At 70.9% G+C, this 15,763-nt stretch carries 16 protein-coding genes; 10 read left to right on the forward strand and 6 right to left on the reverse strand.

The window, feature by feature from the left end; all coding sequences use genetic code 11:
- The first annotated feature begins 115 nt into the window (after window positions 1-115).
- The 5 genes from NS3_RS21160 (at window position 116) to NS3_RS21180 (ending at window position 6,164) form a co-directional block, all read left to right on the forward strand.
- Window positions 116-1,108: a methionine synthase gene (locus NS3_RS21160; RefSeq protein ID WP_067862439.1), complete on the forward strand. Its 993-nt coding sequence runs from the start codon at window positions 116-118 to the stop codon at window positions 1,106-1,108.
- A gap of 151 nt (window positions 1,109-1,259) precedes the next feature.
- Window positions 1,260-3,383, forward strand: a complete 2,124-nt coding sequence (gene ligA, locus NS3_RS21165; protein WP_067862496.1) for an NAD-dependent DNA ligase LigA — start codon at window positions 1,260-1,262, stop codon at window positions 3,381-3,383.
- A 292-nt stretch (window positions 3,384-3,675) separates the two neighbouring features.
- Entirely contained in the window at window positions 3,676-4,920 is a 1,245-nt protein-coding gene (locus NS3_RS21170; protein ID WP_067862498.1) for an AAA family ATPase, read from the forward strand.
- Window positions 4,921-5,082: 162 nt separating this feature from the next.
- On the forward strand, window positions 5,083-5,424 hold the full coding sequence (locus NS3_RS21175) for a hypothetical protein (RefSeq protein ID WP_067862440.1): 342 nt from the start codon (window positions 5,083-5,085) through the stop codon (window positions 5,422-5,424).
- A 242-nt stretch (window positions 5,425-5,666) separates the two neighbouring features.
- Window positions 5,667-6,164 (forward strand): GNAT family N-acetyltransferase, encoded by a 498-nt coding sequence (locus NS3_RS21180; protein ID WP_067862500.1) that lies wholly within the window; start codon window positions 5,667-5,669, stop codon window positions 6,162-6,164.
- A 149-nt stretch (window positions 6,165-6,313) separates the two neighbouring features.
- On the opposite strand, the gene NS3_RS21185 is transcribed toward NS3_RS21180, so the two are convergent.
- Window positions 6,314-6,562 carry a hypothetical protein gene (locus NS3_RS21185; protein ID WP_067862442.1) on the reverse strand — a complete coding sequence of 83 codons (249 nt, stop codon included), beginning with the start codon at window positions 6,560-6,562 and terminating at the stop codon, window positions 6,314-6,316.
- A 17-nt stretch (window positions 6,563-6,579) separates the two neighbouring features.
- Between NS3_RS21185 and NS3_RS21190 the strand changes: the two genes are divergently transcribed.
- On the forward strand, window positions 6,580-7,245 hold the full coding sequence (locus tag NS3_RS21190; protein ID WP_067862444.1) for a hypothetical protein: 666 nt from the start codon (window positions 6,580-6,582) through the stop codon (window positions 7,243-7,245).
- Between the two features lie 149 nt (window positions 7,246-7,394).
- Here the strand turns inward: NS3_RS21190 and NS3_RS21195 are convergent, their stop codons facing one another.
- Window positions 7,395-8,045, reverse strand: a complete 651-nt coding sequence (locus NS3_RS21195; protein ID WP_067862502.1) for an ACT domain-containing protein — start codon at window positions 8,043-8,045, stop codon at window positions 7,395-7,397.
- 273 nt (window positions 8,046-8,318) lie between these two features.
- Here NS3_RS21195 and gatC point away from each other — a divergent pair, with 273 nt between their 5' ends.
- Together gatC and gatA are read left to right on the forward strand one after the other, a co-directional pair.
- Window positions 8,319-8,618, forward strand: a complete 300-nt coding sequence (gene gatC / locus NS3_RS21200) for an Asp-tRNA(Asn)/Glu-tRNA(Gln) amidotransferase subunit GatC (protein WP_067862446.1) — start codon at window positions 8,319-8,321, stop codon at window positions 8,616-8,618.
- Between the two features lie 70 nt (window positions 8,619-8,688).
- A complete protein-coding gene (gatA, locus tag NS3_RS21205; protein WP_067862448.1) occupies window positions 8,689-10,179 on the forward strand; it encodes an Asp-tRNA(Asn)/Glu-tRNA(Gln) amidotransferase subunit GatA in 1,491 nt (496 codons plus the stop codon).
- Window positions 10,180-10,254: 75 nt separating this feature from the next.
- Here gatA and NS3_RS21210 read toward each other — a convergent pair whose 3' ends face one another.
- A complete protein-coding gene (locus NS3_RS21210; RefSeq protein ID WP_067862450.1) occupies window positions 10,255-11,217 on the reverse strand; it encodes an SDR family NAD(P)-dependent oxidoreductase in 963 nt (320 codons plus the stop codon).
- Window positions 11,218-11,328: 111 nt separating this feature from the next.
- Between NS3_RS21210 and NS3_RS21215 the strand changes: the two genes are divergently transcribed.
- Window positions 11,329-11,940, forward strand: a complete 612-nt coding sequence (locus tag NS3_RS21215) for a TetR/AcrR family transcriptional regulator (protein WP_084495803.1) — start codon at window positions 11,329-11,331, stop codon at window positions 11,938-11,940.
- A 33-nt stretch (window positions 11,941-11,973) separates the two neighbouring features.
- On the opposite strand, the gene NS3_RS21220 is transcribed toward NS3_RS21215, so the two are convergent.
- Genes NS3_RS21220 through NS3_RS21230 form a run of 3 tightly spaced genes read right to left on the reverse strand, consistent with a single transcriptional unit; the run spans window position 11,974 to window position 14,489 of the window.
- Window positions 11,974-12,420 carry an SRPBCC domain-containing protein gene (locus NS3_RS21220; protein WP_067862454.1) on the reverse strand — a complete coding sequence of 149 codons (447 nt, stop codon included), beginning with the start codon at window positions 12,418-12,420 and terminating at the stop codon, window positions 11,974-11,976.
- A 30-nt stretch (window positions 12,421-12,450) separates the two neighbouring features.
- Window positions 12,451-13,893 carry an alpha/beta-hydrolase family protein gene (locus NS3_RS21225; protein WP_245649728.1) on the reverse strand — a complete coding sequence of 481 codons (1,443 nt, stop codon included), beginning with the start codon at window positions 13,891-13,893 and terminating at the stop codon, window positions 12,451-12,453.
- On the reverse strand, window positions 13,890-14,489 hold the full coding sequence (locus NS3_RS21230) for a hypothetical protein (RefSeq protein ID WP_067862456.1): 600 nt from the start codon (window positions 14,487-14,489) through the stop codon (window positions 13,890-13,892). Before NS3_RS21230 ends, NS3_RS21225 begins: the two co-directional genes overlap by 4 nt.
- Before the next feature lie 167 nt (window positions 14,490-14,656).
- On the opposite strand from NS3_RS21230, the gene NS3_RS21235 reads away from it, so the two are divergent.
- On the forward strand, window positions 14,657-15,763 hold a 1,107-nt coding region (locus NS3_RS21235; RefSeq protein ID WP_067862458.1), incomplete at its 3' end, for a sensor histidine kinase.

Below are 15,763 nucleotides of genomic sequence, written 5' to 3' on the forward strand. Positions count from 1 at the left end.
CAGGGAAACGGTAACGCGGACAAACGATTCCGAGGCGGCCGACGGGCCGGGTGCGGCGGCAGGGGCCCGAGCCGGGCAGGCGCGCGAGATCCTGCGCGGTGGCGTCACCACCGGCATGGGCTCGTGGCCCGGCACCGATCCCCGCGAGGCAACAGCGACCGTTCTCGGTGAACTGCCGGACCTGGCGCATCTGGTCGAGCTGCCCGCCCGCGGCATCGGCGCGGACATGATCGGCCGCATGTCGGCTCTGCTGGTCGACATGCGTCTGGACACCAGCACCCGTGCCTACCGGCTGGCCGCCCGTCCCGGCGCGGTCTCCCGGCGCGCCCGCGATCTGCTGCGTGCCGATCTCGACGCACTCGAAGAAGTGTGGGAGACATCGGGTTCGGCGGGCACGGACCGGGTGATCAAGCTGCAGGCGGCAGGCCCGCTGACCCTGGCCGCGCAGATCGAACTGCCTTCCGGCCATCGCGTGCTCACCGATCCCGGTGCCGTGCGCGATCTGTCCGAGTCGCTGGCCGAAGGCGTGGCCGCGCACGCCGAGGAGGTGCGCAAGCGCCTGGGCGCCGACGTCGTCGTACAGCTCGATGAGCCGAATCTGCGCGAGGTGCTCGACGGCGCGCTGCGCGGCGCCAGCGTCCTCGACACGGTGCGCGCGGTCCCGGAACCGGAGGCCCAGGCGGTGCTGGATCGGGTGATCGAAGCGCAGCGCGCTCCCGTGGTGCTGCACGACTGTTCCGCCAACCCGCCGCTGCCGCTGTTGCGGCGCACCGCGGCGGTCGCCCTGGCCATCGACGTCGCCCATATCGGCACCGCCGACCTCGACTCGCTCGGCGAAACGCTCGACGCGGGCAAGAAACTCGTGCTCGGCCTAATCCCCACCACCGAACCCGCGGGCACCGTCACCTGGCGCGAGATCGCCGAACCCGGCGTGCGCCTGATCGACCGCCTCGGCTTTCCCCGCGCCACGCTGGCCCGTCGGATACTGGTCGCTCCGGCCTGCGGTCTCGGCGGCGCGCCGCTGCCCTGGGCACGGCGCGCGCTGACCCTGGCCGCCGAGGTCACCCGCGCCTACGCCGAGGATCCGGAGTCGCTCGGGGCCCGGTGAACCACCGCCGACGTGCGGGAACGTGTCGGTGGGCTCGGCTAATGTGCTTTTCGTGAGTGACAGGGACAAGGCTGCGGATTCCACTGCTTCGGCGAACTCCACTGCTTCGGCGAACTCCACGGTGGATGACGACGAGTCGGAAACGGGCCCGATGACGGGCTCGGCGGGAGCCGGCACGGTGCAGCAGCTCGCGGCCTCGGAGGAGGATCGGCTGCGCTGGCAGGAACTGGCCGAAGAGGTGCGCGAGCACCAGTTCCGCTACTACGTGCGCGACGCGCCCGTCGTCTCCGACGCTCAGTTCGACGCCCTGCTGCGCGAGTTGCAGGATCTGGAGGAGCGCCACCCCGACCTGCTCACCCCGGATTCCCCGACCCAACTGGTGGGCGGCGGCTTCGCCACCGACTTCACCGCCGTCGACCATCTCGAGCGGATGCTCTCCCTCGACAACGTTTTCGACTACGACGAGCTACGCGCCTGGGCCGCGCGGGTGGAAGCCGAGACCGGTTCGGACCTGCACTACCTGTGCGAGGTGAAGATCGACGGTGTCGCGCTGAACCTCGTCTACGAGGACGGCAGGCTGGTGCGCGGCGCCACCCGCGGCGACGGCCGCACCGGCGAGGATGTGACGCTCAACGCCCGCACCGTCGAGGACGTCCCCGCCCGGCTCACCGACAGCGCGGAGTTCCCCGTGCCCACGGTGCTCGAGGTGCGCGGCGAGGTGTACATGCGGCTCGAAGACTTCGAGTCGCTGAATGCCTCCATCGTCGCCGAAGGCAAACCGCCTTACGCCAACCCGCGCAACACCGCGGCGGGCTCGCTACGCCAGAAGGACCCGGCGGTGACGGCGCGGCGGAAACTGCGGATGATCTGCCACGGCGTCGGACGCCTCGAGGGCGCCGCCTTCACCTCGCAGTCCGAGGCCTACCGGGCGTTGTCGGCCTGGGGGCTACCGGTGTCCGAGCACGCGCGGGTCGTGCGCGGCATCGACGCGGTGATCGAGCGGGTCGCCTACTGGGGCGAGCACCGCCACGACATCGAGCACGAGATCGACGGCCAGGTCATCAAGGTCGACGAAATCGCGCTGCAGCGTCGCCTCGGCTCCACCTCGCGCGCGCCGCGCTGGGCCACCGCATACAAGTACCCGCCGGAAGAGGCCACGACCAAGCTGCTCGACATCGCGGTGAACGTCGGCCGTACCGGGCGTGTCACCCCGTTCGCGGTGATGGAGCCGGTGCCGATCGCCGGTTCCACGGTCGCGATGGCGACCCTGCACAATGCCTCCGAGGTCAAGCGCAAGGGCGTGCTGATCGGCGACACCGTCACCATCCGCAAGGCCGGCGACGTCATCCCCGAGGTGCTCGGGCCGCTGGTGGACGCGCGCACCGGCGCCGAACGCGAGTTCGTCATGCCCACGCACTGCCCCGAGTGCGGCACCGCGCTGGCTCCGGAGAAGGAGGGCGACGCCGACATCCGCTGCCCGAACCAGCGGCACTGCCCCGCCCAGTTGCGCGAGCGGGTGTTCCACGTGGCCGGGCGCAGCGCCTTCGACATCGAGGCGCTGGGTTACGAGGCCGCCATCGACCTGCTGAAATCGGGGGCGATCGGCGACGAGGGCGATCTGTTCGATCTGGACGAAGCCCGTCTGCTGACGACCTCGCTGTTCACCAACAAAGAGGGCGGCCTGTCCGCCAACGGCAGACGGCTGCTGCAGAATCTGCAGTCCGCCAAGGACCAGCCGCTGTGGCGGGTGCTGGTCGGGTTGTCCATCCGCCACGTCGGTCCGACCGCGGCACGGGCACTCGCCGCGGAATTCGCCGACATCGAGCGCATCGAGCAGGCGAGCGTGGAGGAACTCTCGGCGACCGACGGCGTCGGCCCGACCATCGCGGCGGCGGTGGCCGAATGGTTCACCGTCGACTGGCACCGCGCCATCGTGGACAAGTGGCGCGCCGCGGGGGTGCGGATGGTCGACGAGCGCGACGAGTCCATCGAGCGCACTCTCGAGGGCCTGTCCATCGTGGTCACCGGCTCGCTGCAAGGGTTTTCGCGTGACGGGGCCAAGGAGGCGATCCTGGTGCGCGGCGGCAAGGCCGCCGGGTCGGTGTCGAAGAAGACCGCCTTCGTCGTGGTCGGCGACGCGCCCGGCTCCAAGGCCGCCAAGGCCGAGGAACTCGGGGTGCCGATCCTCGACGAGGAGGGATTCGTGCGACTGCTCGAACACGGGCCCGCCGCGGTCACCCCCGCCGCCGACGATGCCACGGAGCCTGCGGAATAGCGCCTACTTCTGCGCACCTGGACCGTGCTGCTCTGCCCATCGCGTGCGAGCCGAGCGCAGCGGGGGAGCGGAGTTCGATGTGTCGGCGGCCGCCTGTGCGCCTGCCATCGGTGTCGATGATCACCATTGACCGGCTCGTCGCGCACATCTTCAGCACCGCTGTTCCGGTGGACGTTCCGCCCCGGCACCGGTGGGGGTCGTCGGGGGTGAAGAAGCCGGGCCGTGCCGTGAACGCGGCGGGAACCGGCGGGTTGCCGTGCGCCGGCGCCGGGACACCGGGAAGTATGACGGCATGCTGCGCAGTTTCCAGGTGACCAATCACCGTTCGCTGGCCGAAACCCAGGAGTTGCGACTGACCAAGGGCAGTGGCCCGGTGGCGGTGCCGGTGACCGCGATCCACGGCGGTCCGGCCGCGGGCAAGTCGAGCCTGATCCACGCGCTGGACCGGATGCGCGACGCGGTGCTGAACTCGGTGACCGGGTGGGACCCGTACGCGGGGCCGGTGCGCTCGCCGCATCTGGCGCACCCGCAGCGGCCGACGGAGTTCGAGGTCGCCTTCGTGGCCGAGGGCTGCCCGTACACCTATGGTTTCCGCCTCGACAATGCCGATGTGACCGCCGAATGGCTGCACAGCCATCCGCGCTCGCGCAAACGGATCGTATTCGAACGCGTCGGCACCGAGATCAAGATCGGCCCGATGTTCGAGGCCGCCCGCTACGGCATCGCCGCGCTGGTCCCGCTGGTGCGGCCGAACGCGTTGCTGCTCAGCCTGGCGGGGCAGATGTACGCCGAGGCGCTGGTGCCGGCCTACCGCTGGTTCTCTTCCATGCTCGAGGTGATCGGTGGCCCGATCGACCCGGACGACGTGGCGCACCGCCTGGGCGGTCACATCTCGCGCTCGGCCGAGCACGCCGCGCGCCTGCTGTTGTTGCTGCGCACCGCCGACCTGGGCATCGCCGATCTGCTCGTCGCCGAACCCGATCCGCTCTACGCCGACTACCTGCGCGAACTCGACGCCGATATCGCCGCCGCCGCGGAGCACGCCGAACTCGCCGCCGCCTCGCCGGCACACGCCGATCGCCTGCTCGAGCAGAACGGACTGACCCCGCTGCTGCTGGAGCGCGAACTGACCAACCTGCGTTCGGCCCGCGACGCCCTCTACGCGCGCATGGTCGCCCGCCGCGGCGTCGGCCTGCAACTGGTCCACGAGGGCATCGACATCCCGTTCGAGATCACCGACGAATCCTCGTCCACCCTCGCCCTGCTCCGACTGCTGCCCACCATGCTCGACGCACTGGACACCGGCCGCGTGCTGGCCGTCGACGACATCGGCGCGGGTCTGTCCGGCGATCAGACCGACCGCCTCGTCCAGCTCTTCCAGAACCCGGAGACCAACACCCACGGCGCCCAGCTGGTGTTCACCACCGACGACCGCGGCGTCATCGACCGCGGCAACGGCCGCTCCCAGCGCACCCGCTCGACGGTCTGGCAGGTGCGCCGCAACGAGCGGGGCGCCAGCGAACTGACGGTGCGCTGACGGGAGGAGGCGGCCTCATCGACCGCGGCAACGGCCGCTCGTAGTGCACCCGCTCGATGGTGCAGGTGCGCGCAAAAGCTTGCCTGGTGCGTACGGCAGGCGGCAGCGAGGGGCCGGGTGCCGTCACGGGACCAGGGGGAGCGCGCTCCTAGGATGGATGGCATGGAGTTCGCGATGCTCATCATCCTGGTCGCCGTGGTGGTGGCGCTGCTGGTCTCCTACCGCCGCGGCCGTGGACCCGGCCACCCACCGGCCGAGCCGGAGTACGGCACGCTGCGCATCACCGGCGTGAGTCCGCGCCCGCAGGCGATGGGCGAGCAGTTCGTGACGATCACCGGCGACCTCAGCGGCCCCTCGGTCTCCCCGACCACGGTCTACCGGCGATTCGTGTGGGACGGGGCGCAGTGGCCGCAGATCGGCCAGGACTGGCCGGTGGTCTACCCGGCCGGCAAACCCGACCGCTGGCAGCTGATCGTCTCCAGCGGCCCGGGGATCGACTCGTGACCGCGCGCTGGCACCGCAACGGCACGACGGAGACCCGCCGCACGGCCGAGCCCACGCACGCGAGCACCGCACACCCGCGCACCACGCACTCGATCCCGGCGCACCCAGGTGCGGCGGACCGGAGCGCCGCAGGCCTGGGCACGGCGGACTCGAGCGCCGCGGACTTGGGTGCGGCAGACTTGGGTGCGGCGGACACGAGCGCGGCAGACCCGAGCCCGGCTCGCCCGAGTACGTCGACCGAGCTGACGGTGCGCACGGCCACCACCGCCGACCACGACAGCATCGGTGCGCTGACGGTCGCCGTCTACGTCGGCGAAGGGTACATCTCCCCGGAGAGCCCCTACGCCGACGAGCTCGCCGACACCGCCCGTCGCGCGGGTTCGGCCACCCTGCTGGTCGCCGAGCACGACGGCGAGGTGGTCGGTTCCCTGACCGTCGCCCGCCCCGGCACCCCCTATGCCGACATCGCTCGCCCCGGCGAACTCGAGTTCCGCATGTTGGCGGTGTCCTCCGGGGCGCGCGGCCTCGGCGCGGGAACGGCCTTGGTGCGCACCGTCATCGAACTCGCCCGCATCGAAGCCTTCGACGCCGTGGTGCTCACCACCATGCCCGCGATGGCCGACGCCCGTCGTCTCTACGACCGCCTCGGCTTCACCCATGCGCCGCAACGGGATTGGGTGACGCCCTCGGGTCTGCGGCTCACCGTCATGCGGCTTCCGCTCGATTCGGCCTCCGGCTGATTCGATCCGGTCGGGCATCTCCACCACCGTGCTCGGCTCGAAGCCGGCGGGATCGGTCCGAACCCACCGGGTCGGCCACAGCTTCGTCGCGATCGGCGAGCAGAAGTGATCCGATCAGCAGTCGGGTGGTGGGTGGTCTTTCGCGGTGGTCACGACATGGACCGGCGCCGCAGCACTGTGCGCAGGCGCTCGCGCAGCCGGTGTGCCCGCGTCGGTTCCCGCTCGGCGGGCGACAACGCCGACTCGGCCGCGGTGGCCTGCGCGAACCGCGTGTGGAGTTGTTCGCGGACCTGCTCGGGTGTGTAGGCGCGGCGGCGGCGTTCGGCACGCACCACGATCACACCGGTGGCGACCACACCGGCCGCCCCTGCCAAACCCACTGCCTTCCACCACCTCATGCCCCTAGGCTAACGCCATGACGGGTAGGAGCCTCAGCCTCGACCGGGCGCTCGACATCACCAGAACCGGCGACATCTGGCTGTTCCGAGGCAGTTCCACCGCCGACCGGGTGATCCGGATGACGACCAACAGCCCGGTCAACCACGTCGGGATGTCGGTCGTCATCGACGATCTGCCCGCGCTGATCTGGCACGCCGAACTCGGCCACTCGCTGACCGATATGTGGACCGGCAGCACCCATCGTGGTGTGCAACTGCACAATCTGCGCGACGCCGTGCTGGTGTGGGCGCACCGGTACGGGCAGCGCGCGTGGTTGCGCCAGTTGAACGATCCGGTGACGCGGGAGATGGAGGACGGTCTGCTGCGCACCATCGCCCGGCTCGACGGCACCCCGTTCCCCTCGACGGCCGGACTGGCAGGCCGGTGGTTGCGCGGGCGGATCCGGATGCCGCGGCGCAGGCGAGGGCGGCCCGACCCGGGGGAGCTGGAGAAGGCGTACTGCGCCGAGATCGTCGCCGCCACATATCAGGCGATGGATCTGCTTCCGGCCGAACGCAGCCCGAACTGGTACGACCCGGGCCGCTTCTGGAGCGGCGACGACCTACGGCTGTCCGGCGGTTACGCGCTGGGCGGGGAGATCGCCGTCGACGTGCCCCCGCCGGACCCGTCGCCGAACCGGTAGCGGGCCTCCTGCCCGGTCCGCACCGCACGGTGGGTGCGCGCCTCCGGCAGCCGCGACGGCGATCTCCCACAGAGCACCGCCGTTCCGAAGGGCACTGGCTTCCAATGGAATCCGATGGCGTGGCGCGCGGCCGGCGACCGGCGCGCGAATCAGCCGAGGACGGTGGCGACGATGCCGGCGAGGTAACCCAACCGCGCGACCTCCGAGGGCCGGAAACCGGGACCGCCGGGGCGGCCGAGCATCAGCACCTTGCCGGTGTTGCCGAGCGGCGCGGCGGCGAGCTTGGTGTCCATGTCGCGCCAGATCTGCGGCACCCAGTCGCCGTCGGGGTCGAGGACGGTGGGCTTGTCCAGCGGCATCCAGGGAGCCGAGGATGCCTGGGTCTGCGGCGCGCTCTGGCTGCCGACGACCCGGTAGGCGCCCTGCGGGCCGGAGTCGAGGATGGTGCTCCAGCCGACGCGCAGTACCCGGGGGATGCCGTCGACCAGGATCTGCAGCCGGTCGTCGCGCGCGCCGGCGACCTGATCGATGAGTTCGAGTTCCCGGTGGGTGTCGAGCAGGCCCGAGTACGGCCGGATGGAATCGACGTGGACGTCGGGAATTCCTTCCGCGGCGGTGATGAGCGTGTCGGGCAGCGCGTTGGGCGCCACTTCCACGACGAGATCGTCCACTGCGAAGCCTGCGCCGCGCTCGACCACGTCGAGCGACAGGATGTCGGCTCCGACCGTGCCCAGTGCGAGCGCGAGGGCGCCGAGGCTTCCCGGGCGATCCGGAAGTTGCACGCGGAGCAGATAAGACACGCGCATTCCTTTCCTCTGGGCCGAGCCTGCTGCTCGGTTACCCGGGTCAGGCAATATTTACACCCGCAGCGGTCGGTTATCGAGTCGAAGCGCGTGGCGTGACACATGCCACACGGCGAGTTGTCCGAATCGCGGCGTGTCGCTCTGGGTGCGGTGGTCTGTCGTCGGAGGGTGGCGGCGATGACGGGCCGCGGAGCGGGGTCGGTAGGGTATTGCCCGACGGTTCCATGCCCAGCCGTTCCCGACGCTCTCCATGCCGAAAGGGGTTCCGCGGTGCCCGCCATCTCCCGCGACGAGGTAGCACACCTCGCCCGGCTTTCCCGGCTCGCGCTGTCCGATGCCGAACTGGATCAGTTCGCCGGTCAGCTGGATTCGATCCTGAGCCACGTGCGGACCATCTCCGAGGTCGCCGCCGCCGATGTCCCCGCGACCGCCTCGCCCGACCCGGAGACCAATGTGACCCGTGTCGACGCGGTGGTGCCGGGTCTGACGCCGAACGAGGCGCTCGCCGCCGCCCCTGCCGTGGAGGAACAGCGGTTCATGGTTCCGCAGATTCTCGGGGAGGGCGAATGATCCACAATCGCGCAGCCGATCGTTCGACCGACGGGGTGCGGGAACTCCCGCAAGACACAGTGGAGGGCGAATGAGCGGCGGTTTGACCACGAGCACCGCGGCCGAGCTGGCACAGCGGATCCACGCCCGCGAGGTGACCTCCGTCGAGGTGACCCAGGCGCATCTGGACCGCATCGCCGAGGTCGACGGCGAGATCAACGCCTTCCTGCACGTCGCCGGTGAGCGCGCGCTCGAGGCCGCCGCCACGGTGGACGCCTCGCTGGCCGCCGGTGACGCCCCGGCCTCGCCGCTGGCCGGAGTCCCGTTGGCGCTCAAGGACGTGTTCACCACGACCGACATGCCCACCACCTGCGCCTCGAAGATCCTCGAGGGCTGGATGTCGCCGTACGACGCGACGCTGACCGGCAAGCTGCGCGCCGCGGGCATCCCGATCCTGGGCAAGACCAATATGGACGAGTTCGCGATGGGCTCCTCCACCGAGAACTCCGCCTACGGTCCGACCCGCAACCCGTGGGACACCACCCGCATCCCGGGCGGCTCCGGCGGCGGCTCGGCGGCCGCGCTGGCTTCGCACCAGGCGCCGCTGGCCATCGGCACCGACACCGGCGGTTCCATCCGTCAGCCCGCCGCGGTCACCGCGACCGTCGGCACCAAGCCCACCTACGGCACGGTCTCGCGCTACGGCCTGGTCGCCTGCGCCTCCTCGCTGGACCAGGGCGGCCCCTGCGGTCGCACCGTGCTCGACACCGCGCTGCTGCACGAGGTGATCGCCGGGTACGACCCGCGCGACTCCACCTCCCGCAATGTGCCGGTCCCGCCCGTGGTCGAGGCGGCCCGTCGGGGCGCTTCCGGTGATCTGCGCGGGGTGAAGGTCGGCGTGGTCAAGGAGCTGCACTCCGACAGCTACCAGTCCGGTGTGCTGTCGTCCTTCGACGCCGCGGTGGCGGTGCTGAAGGAACTCGGCGCCGAGGTGGTCGAGGTGTCCTGCCCGCACTTCGAGTACGGTCTGCCGTCCTACTACCTGGTCATGCCGTCGGAGGTGTCGTCGAACCTGGCGCGCTTCGACGCCATGCGTTACGGCCTGCGCGTCGGCGACGACGGCACGCGCAGCGCCGAGCAGGTCATGGCGATGACCCGCGCGGCCGGTTTCGGCCCCGAGGTCAAGCGCCGCATCATGATCGGTACCTATGCGCTCTCGGCCGGCTACTACGACGAGTACTACGGCCAGGCCCTCAAGGTCCGCACGCTGATCGCCCGGGACTTCGACAAGGCCTACGAGCAGGTCGACGTGCTGGTCTCGCCGACCAGCCCGTTCACTCCGTGGAAGCTGGGCGAGAAGGTCGACGACCCGCTGGCCATGTATCTGTCGGACCTGTGCACGCTGCCGACGAACCTGGCGGGCCATCCGGCCATGTCGGTGCCTTCCGGTCTGAGCGAGGACGACGGCCTGCCGGTCGGTCTGCAGATCATGGCGCCGGCCTTGGCCGACGACCGGCTCTACCGGGTCGGCGCGGCGTACGAGGCCGCGCGCGGTCCGATCGCCGGGGTGCCGACCGCCTGAGCTCGAGCTCGCCCGATCCCGGATCGGACAGGTCACACTCGACGAGCCCGCACCGTACAGGTGCGGGCTCGTCGGTCATGCGGGCCAGGCGAATTCGGGATCGGTGAGGTAGTCGATCCGTCGCTGGTCGAGTGCCATCGTCACCATCTGGTGTGCCCCAGGGCCGATGATCTTGCGCAGCGGCGGATTCGGCATGTTCACCAGCTCGAGTAGGGCCCGCGCGGCGACTTCCGGTGGGGCATCGATCCATTCGGCCTGTGCCGCGTCCGTCTCCGGGGCGCCTGGTGCCGGTGTGGTCGGGTCCGTCTCGGCGGATTCCGTCGGAGGCGTCCCGGCCGCGGTCGGTTGCGGCGCGGTCGAATCCTTTGCGGCCGGCGCGGTCGTCCCCTGGGTGCCCACTTGCGACTCAGGGTAGGTGCTTAGCCCCAGAATCCTCTCGCGCACATCGTCATAGGCGGGCAGCGCGGTGCCGAATCGCATGCTGGAGGTGGCCCAGTCGGTGGCGAAGCCGCCGAGTTGTGCCAGCGTCACGTGCACGCCGAACGGGCGCAGTTCATCGGCCAGCGCCGCGCTGAAACCCTCCAGCGCCCACTTGCTCGCGTTGTACGCGCCGAACAGCGGCAGGCTGCCGACCGCGCCGACGGTGGAGATCTGCACGATGCGCCCGCTGCCACGCTCGCGCATGTGTGGCGCGATCGCCTGCGAAACCCACAGTGCGCCGAAGAAATTCACCTCCATCTGCTCGCGCACCTGTGTTTCGGAGAGCTCCTCGATCGCGCCGACCAGACCGTAGCCCGCATTGTCGACCACCACGTCGATGCCGTCCGTGCGCGCGAGGGCCGTCCGTACGGTGTCGACGACAGCCGCGCGGTCGCGCACGTCCAAAGGCAGCACGATCAGCCGATCGTCGGACAGATCGGCCATGGTCCGCGGATCGCGGGCGGTCGCGACGACCCGGTCGCCCACGCCGAGCGCCGCCACGGTGAAGGCGCGGCCGAGGCCGCGGTTGGCGCCGGTGATGAACCAGGTTCGGGTCATGTCGTTGTCCTTTCGTTGCGAGACGCTGCGTCTCGTCTCGAAAGAGTGGCAGCGGAGTGCGCATGTGTCAAGACGAGACGTATCGTCTCGTTATCTGGTAGCTTGGGGCGCGTGACCGAAGCATCCAATGTGGCCAGGCGAAGCGAACGAGCCAGGGCGGCGATTCTCGCGGCGACCGGCGAGCTCATCGGCGAACTGCCCTACGCGAAGCTGACCATCGAGGCGATCGCGGCGCGGGCGGGCGTCGGCAAGCAGACGATCTATCGCTGGTGGCCTTCCAAGGGTGCTGTGGTCTTCGACGCCATGCTCGACAAGGACTCGGGGCCGGACGGTCTCGCGCTCCCCGATACTGGAGACCTGCGCGCCGACCTGCGCCCTCTGCTGCGCGGCTCGATCGCCGCCCTCACCGACCCGATTGTCGAGGGCTTCCTGCGCGCGATGTACATCGAGATCCAGCAGGACGCGACACTCGCGCAGGCCTACCGCGAACGGCTCCTGCTACCTCAGCGGGCGGCGCTGGCGAATCGCCTGGCGGCGGGCGTCGACTCCGGAGAACTCCGGCCCGGCCTCGATCTCGAGCTGGCCGTGGACCTCCTGCTCGGCCCGATCCAGATGCGCTGGTCGCTGGGGCTCGGCGGCCTCACCGAGGCCTATGCCGACGCCGCCTTGGAAGCCGTTTCGGCTCATCTACTCGCACAACCGGAACGGCGCACGGCTCGGTAGCCCGGGCTCGCCCGGACGCTGTGGCGACGTGGGTCAGCGTGCGCGCAGTGTCTCGGCTTGGCGCTGCACCGCGGCGGTCATGCCCTCGAACCCCCGGCGCAGTTGCTTGCCGAGCGCGGCGGCCACGACGGGATGCAGCCAGCCGCCGAGTTCGAAGTGCGATTCGTAGCGGGTGCGCTGCGGGTTGACCTCGGTGACCGTGTGACTGCGCAAGCTGTGCAAGGTGCCGAGGGGGACCGGCTTCATGGTGTAGCTGAATTCCCGGCCGGGAGTGTGCGTGCGGACGAACTCGCGCTGGCGCTTGGGCTTCGGGCCGCCGAGATCCACCACCATGTCGATCGGCGTGCCGGGGATCAGCGTGCTCGAGCATTCGGCGACGAAGGGATTCCATTCGCCGTAGCGGGGGAAATCGGTGATCACTTGCCAGACGACATCGGCGGGGGCATCGATGTACACGGTGGTGTCGACGACGAAGGCCATGCCTGAAATTAGAACATGTTCTATCTCGCGTCAACCTTGTTCGTCGACCGGAGCGCCGCAATCGCCCAGCGCGGTGCCCTGGTCGGTGCCGTAGCGGTGACCGTGACCGGCGGGCGCGTCCAGGGCGCCGAGGAGGTCGGCGGTGGTCTGGAGGAAGGAGAGCACCGGTAGCCAGCGGGGCAGCGGTGCGTCGTGACGGACACCCGTGAGCGCGGGTGCGCGCCACAGCAGTGCGGGGGACCAGTGCACGACCGGGTCGGAGCTGTTGGCCAGTACTGTCGCGCCGGCGCGGAGCGCCCGATTCGCCGGTGGTCCCGCCCACAGCACCGCGCAGGTGCGCCGGTCCTGGTCGGCCTCGTCGGCGAAGATCCCGCTGCCGCCGTAGGCGCCCAGGCTCTGTCCGTACACGAACAGCCGCGGCCTCGGCGTCATCGTCGCGATGCGCTCCTCGATCGCCGTGAACAGCTCGCGCGCGGCCGTCACGGCCTGATCGCGGCCGAAGACGAAGCTCACCCAACTGGGGGTGTAGGCGTATTGCACACCCACGACGGCCGCATCGTCGCCGAAGCGTTCGGCGAAGCCGGTCACGGCATTGCCGTCGATCCACCCGGACCCGGTCGGCACCGCGACGACGATATTTCCGCGCGTGAAGCCGCCGGACCGCTCCAGTTCCCGGATCGCCAGCGCCACCCGGGCCCGCGGGTCCGGCGCGGAATCCACGCCCACGTACACCCGGATCGGCCCGTCCTGCGCGCCGCCGACGAACCGGCGCCCCTGCCTGCCCAGGCCTGCCCAGTCCACCTCCGATTCCGCACTCCCGGAGTGCGGGGCCGGAATCCGCGGCGGCGCAACGGGGTCGAACGCGGCGTTGGCCGCGGCATAGGTCGTCATCCGCCAGTCGACGATGCCCGGCGCCAGCACGAACCAGCCGACGAGCGCCACGGCGACAGCTCCGGCAACCGTCCGGCCGGTCCGCAGAGCCCCCAGCAACCGCCGCGCCGGCCGCCCCACCGTGACCAGCGCGCCCGCGAGCACCGCTGCCCCGAACGCGCACCTCGCCCAGTACCACGGGTCGATCGGCGCGATTCCCATCGCCGAGCGTAAACCGTTCTGCCAGTGCCCCGCCCGCCACGTCGCCGCGGTGAGCGCCACGGCCACCGCGATCGCGACTGCGGCACGCCCGGACTGCCGATCGGTGCCGACCCCGCATCGGCGCAGCGCCCATCCGAGCGCCGCGGCCACGCCCAGCGCCCCGGCCACGAGCAACCCGGTCAGGATGGCCTGCGCCCCCGCTGTGCGCGGAAGCAACCCGGGCGCGAGCGACGCCGCCACACCCACGGCGATACCGAGCGAGGTGCCGATCCGGGGCAGCGGAAGATCTGCCGCGGACAGGCCGCCGGGGCCGCTGTCCCGAGCTCGTACCGCGACGAGATGGGGGATGTCGCGGCCTGGGCGTCGCGTGGTGACACTCACCGCGCCACCCCCTCGGCTCGGCCGGTCGCCGAACTCACCACGGGCGAGCCGTAACCCTCGCGACGCGAGTTGAGATCGACGAACACGCTCGCGACGGCTGCCATCACCGTGCACCGCGCCCGGGCCACGGCCTCGGGGCGGGTCGTGCAGGATTCGCGCATCGCGTGTTCCAGTGTGGCGTCCACGGTCTGGCGTGCCCAGGGGCCCAGCGGCTGATCGTGCAGCCGCGCGTAGCGCAGCAGGTCGTACCCGAGATCGTGCGCTTTGCAGGCGGTCTCGAACTCGGTGGGCAGCGGAACCGGGGACGAGCACTCGCCGGTCGGCTTGATCATCATGCTGCCGTGGCGCACCGGTGTGTAGCCGAACGTCGCGGCGAAACCAGCGGGCACGGCGAGAATTTCGGTGCTTCCCCGGCTCAGGGCGGTGACGGCTGCCGAGGCAGCCGCGTTCTCGGGGAGCGGGGCAGGCGCCGCGCCCGCGACAGGCACAACGACCGTGGTGACCGCGCTGGCGGCCAGGGCGGCGGCGGCCAGCGCGGCGAGCGGCCGACGACGGTGAGCCGCACGGTGATCGGCGGCGACAGGCGTGGTGATCATGGTGTCCGACGCTATGGAGGACGATCGCCCCCGGGCGTCCCGCTGGGGAGCGGTCCGATGATCACTCGTGCGGGCCGTACGGCGGGTGACCCCGTACCGGGGTAGGGGGTCGAGTTCCCTCGCGGGTACGAGGGCGCGCGACGCCCGGAGTTCCTAGGGTTGGAGGCATGAACGTCCCCAGCGACACCGACCTCGATACCGGCCCGCGCCGCCGGATCCGCGACCGTCTGCGCGGCCTGTCCGCGGTGGTCTGGCTCGACGTCGCCACGGGCGTGGTGGTGTTGGTGTTCTACATCGTCGCCTGGTCCACGCTGCATCTGACGCACGTGGTAGCCCAGGGTGCGCAGCCACTGGTCGCCGCGCTCGCGGCGCTGCCGGTGCTGCTCGTGCGAATCAACCCGGCACTGGGCTGGGCGATATCGGCCGGGTCGGCGCTGGTCATCGCGCTGGCCATTCCGCATCAGCCGGGCAACGAGATGCCGTTCCAGGTCGTGCACGTGTTGTCACTGATCGTGCTGCTGTTCGCGGTCGGCCTGCTGGCGCCCGTACGAGTCGTATTGGTGGCTTGGATCTCGACCGCCATGCTGTTCGGCACCACCATGCCCGGGGAGGGCGACGCGCTGGCCGACGCGGCGTGGGGCTGGCCGATCGCGCTGACCGTCGTGGTGCTGATCGCCTGGCTGGTGCGCAGGCTGGTGCTCTCGCGCAGGCAGCTCGTGCAGCAGGAGGAGTACACCGAGCTGGAGCGCGCGCGGCGGGCCATTCTCGAGGAGAAGGCACGCATCGCCCGCGACCTGCACGATGTCGTCGCCCACCACATGTCGCTGGTGGTGGTGCAGGCGCAGACCGCGCCCTATCGGGTCGAGGGCGTGACACCGGCCGTGCGCGCCGAATTCGACTCCATCTCGGTCACCGCCCGCGAGGCGCTCAACGAGATCCGCGGGATGCTCGGCGTATTGCGCAGCGACGGCGTGGCGCCCGAGCATTCCCCCCAGCCGACCGCGCCGGAGGTCGTTGCCCTGTTCGAGGGCGCCAGGCGCGCGGGCGTCACGATCGAGTGGGTGATCGAGGGCGAGTTGGGCGCGGTCTCCGACGTCTCCGGCCTGGCGCTCTACCGGATCGTGCAGGAGGCACTGTCGAACGCCTCCCGGCACGCGCCGGGGGCCGAGGTGCGGGTGCGGATCGACTGCCGGGTGAGCCTCGATCTGCGGGTGCGCAACGGCCCGCCCGCCGCTCGGGCCGGGGCCGCGGGCAACGGCGGGCACGGTATCGCG

It is taken from the genome of Nocardia shimofusensis NBRC 100134 (assembly GCF_001613125.1).
GTDB lineage: Bacteria > Actinomycetota > Actinomycetes > Mycobacteriales > Mycobacteriaceae > Nocardia > Nocardia shimofusensis.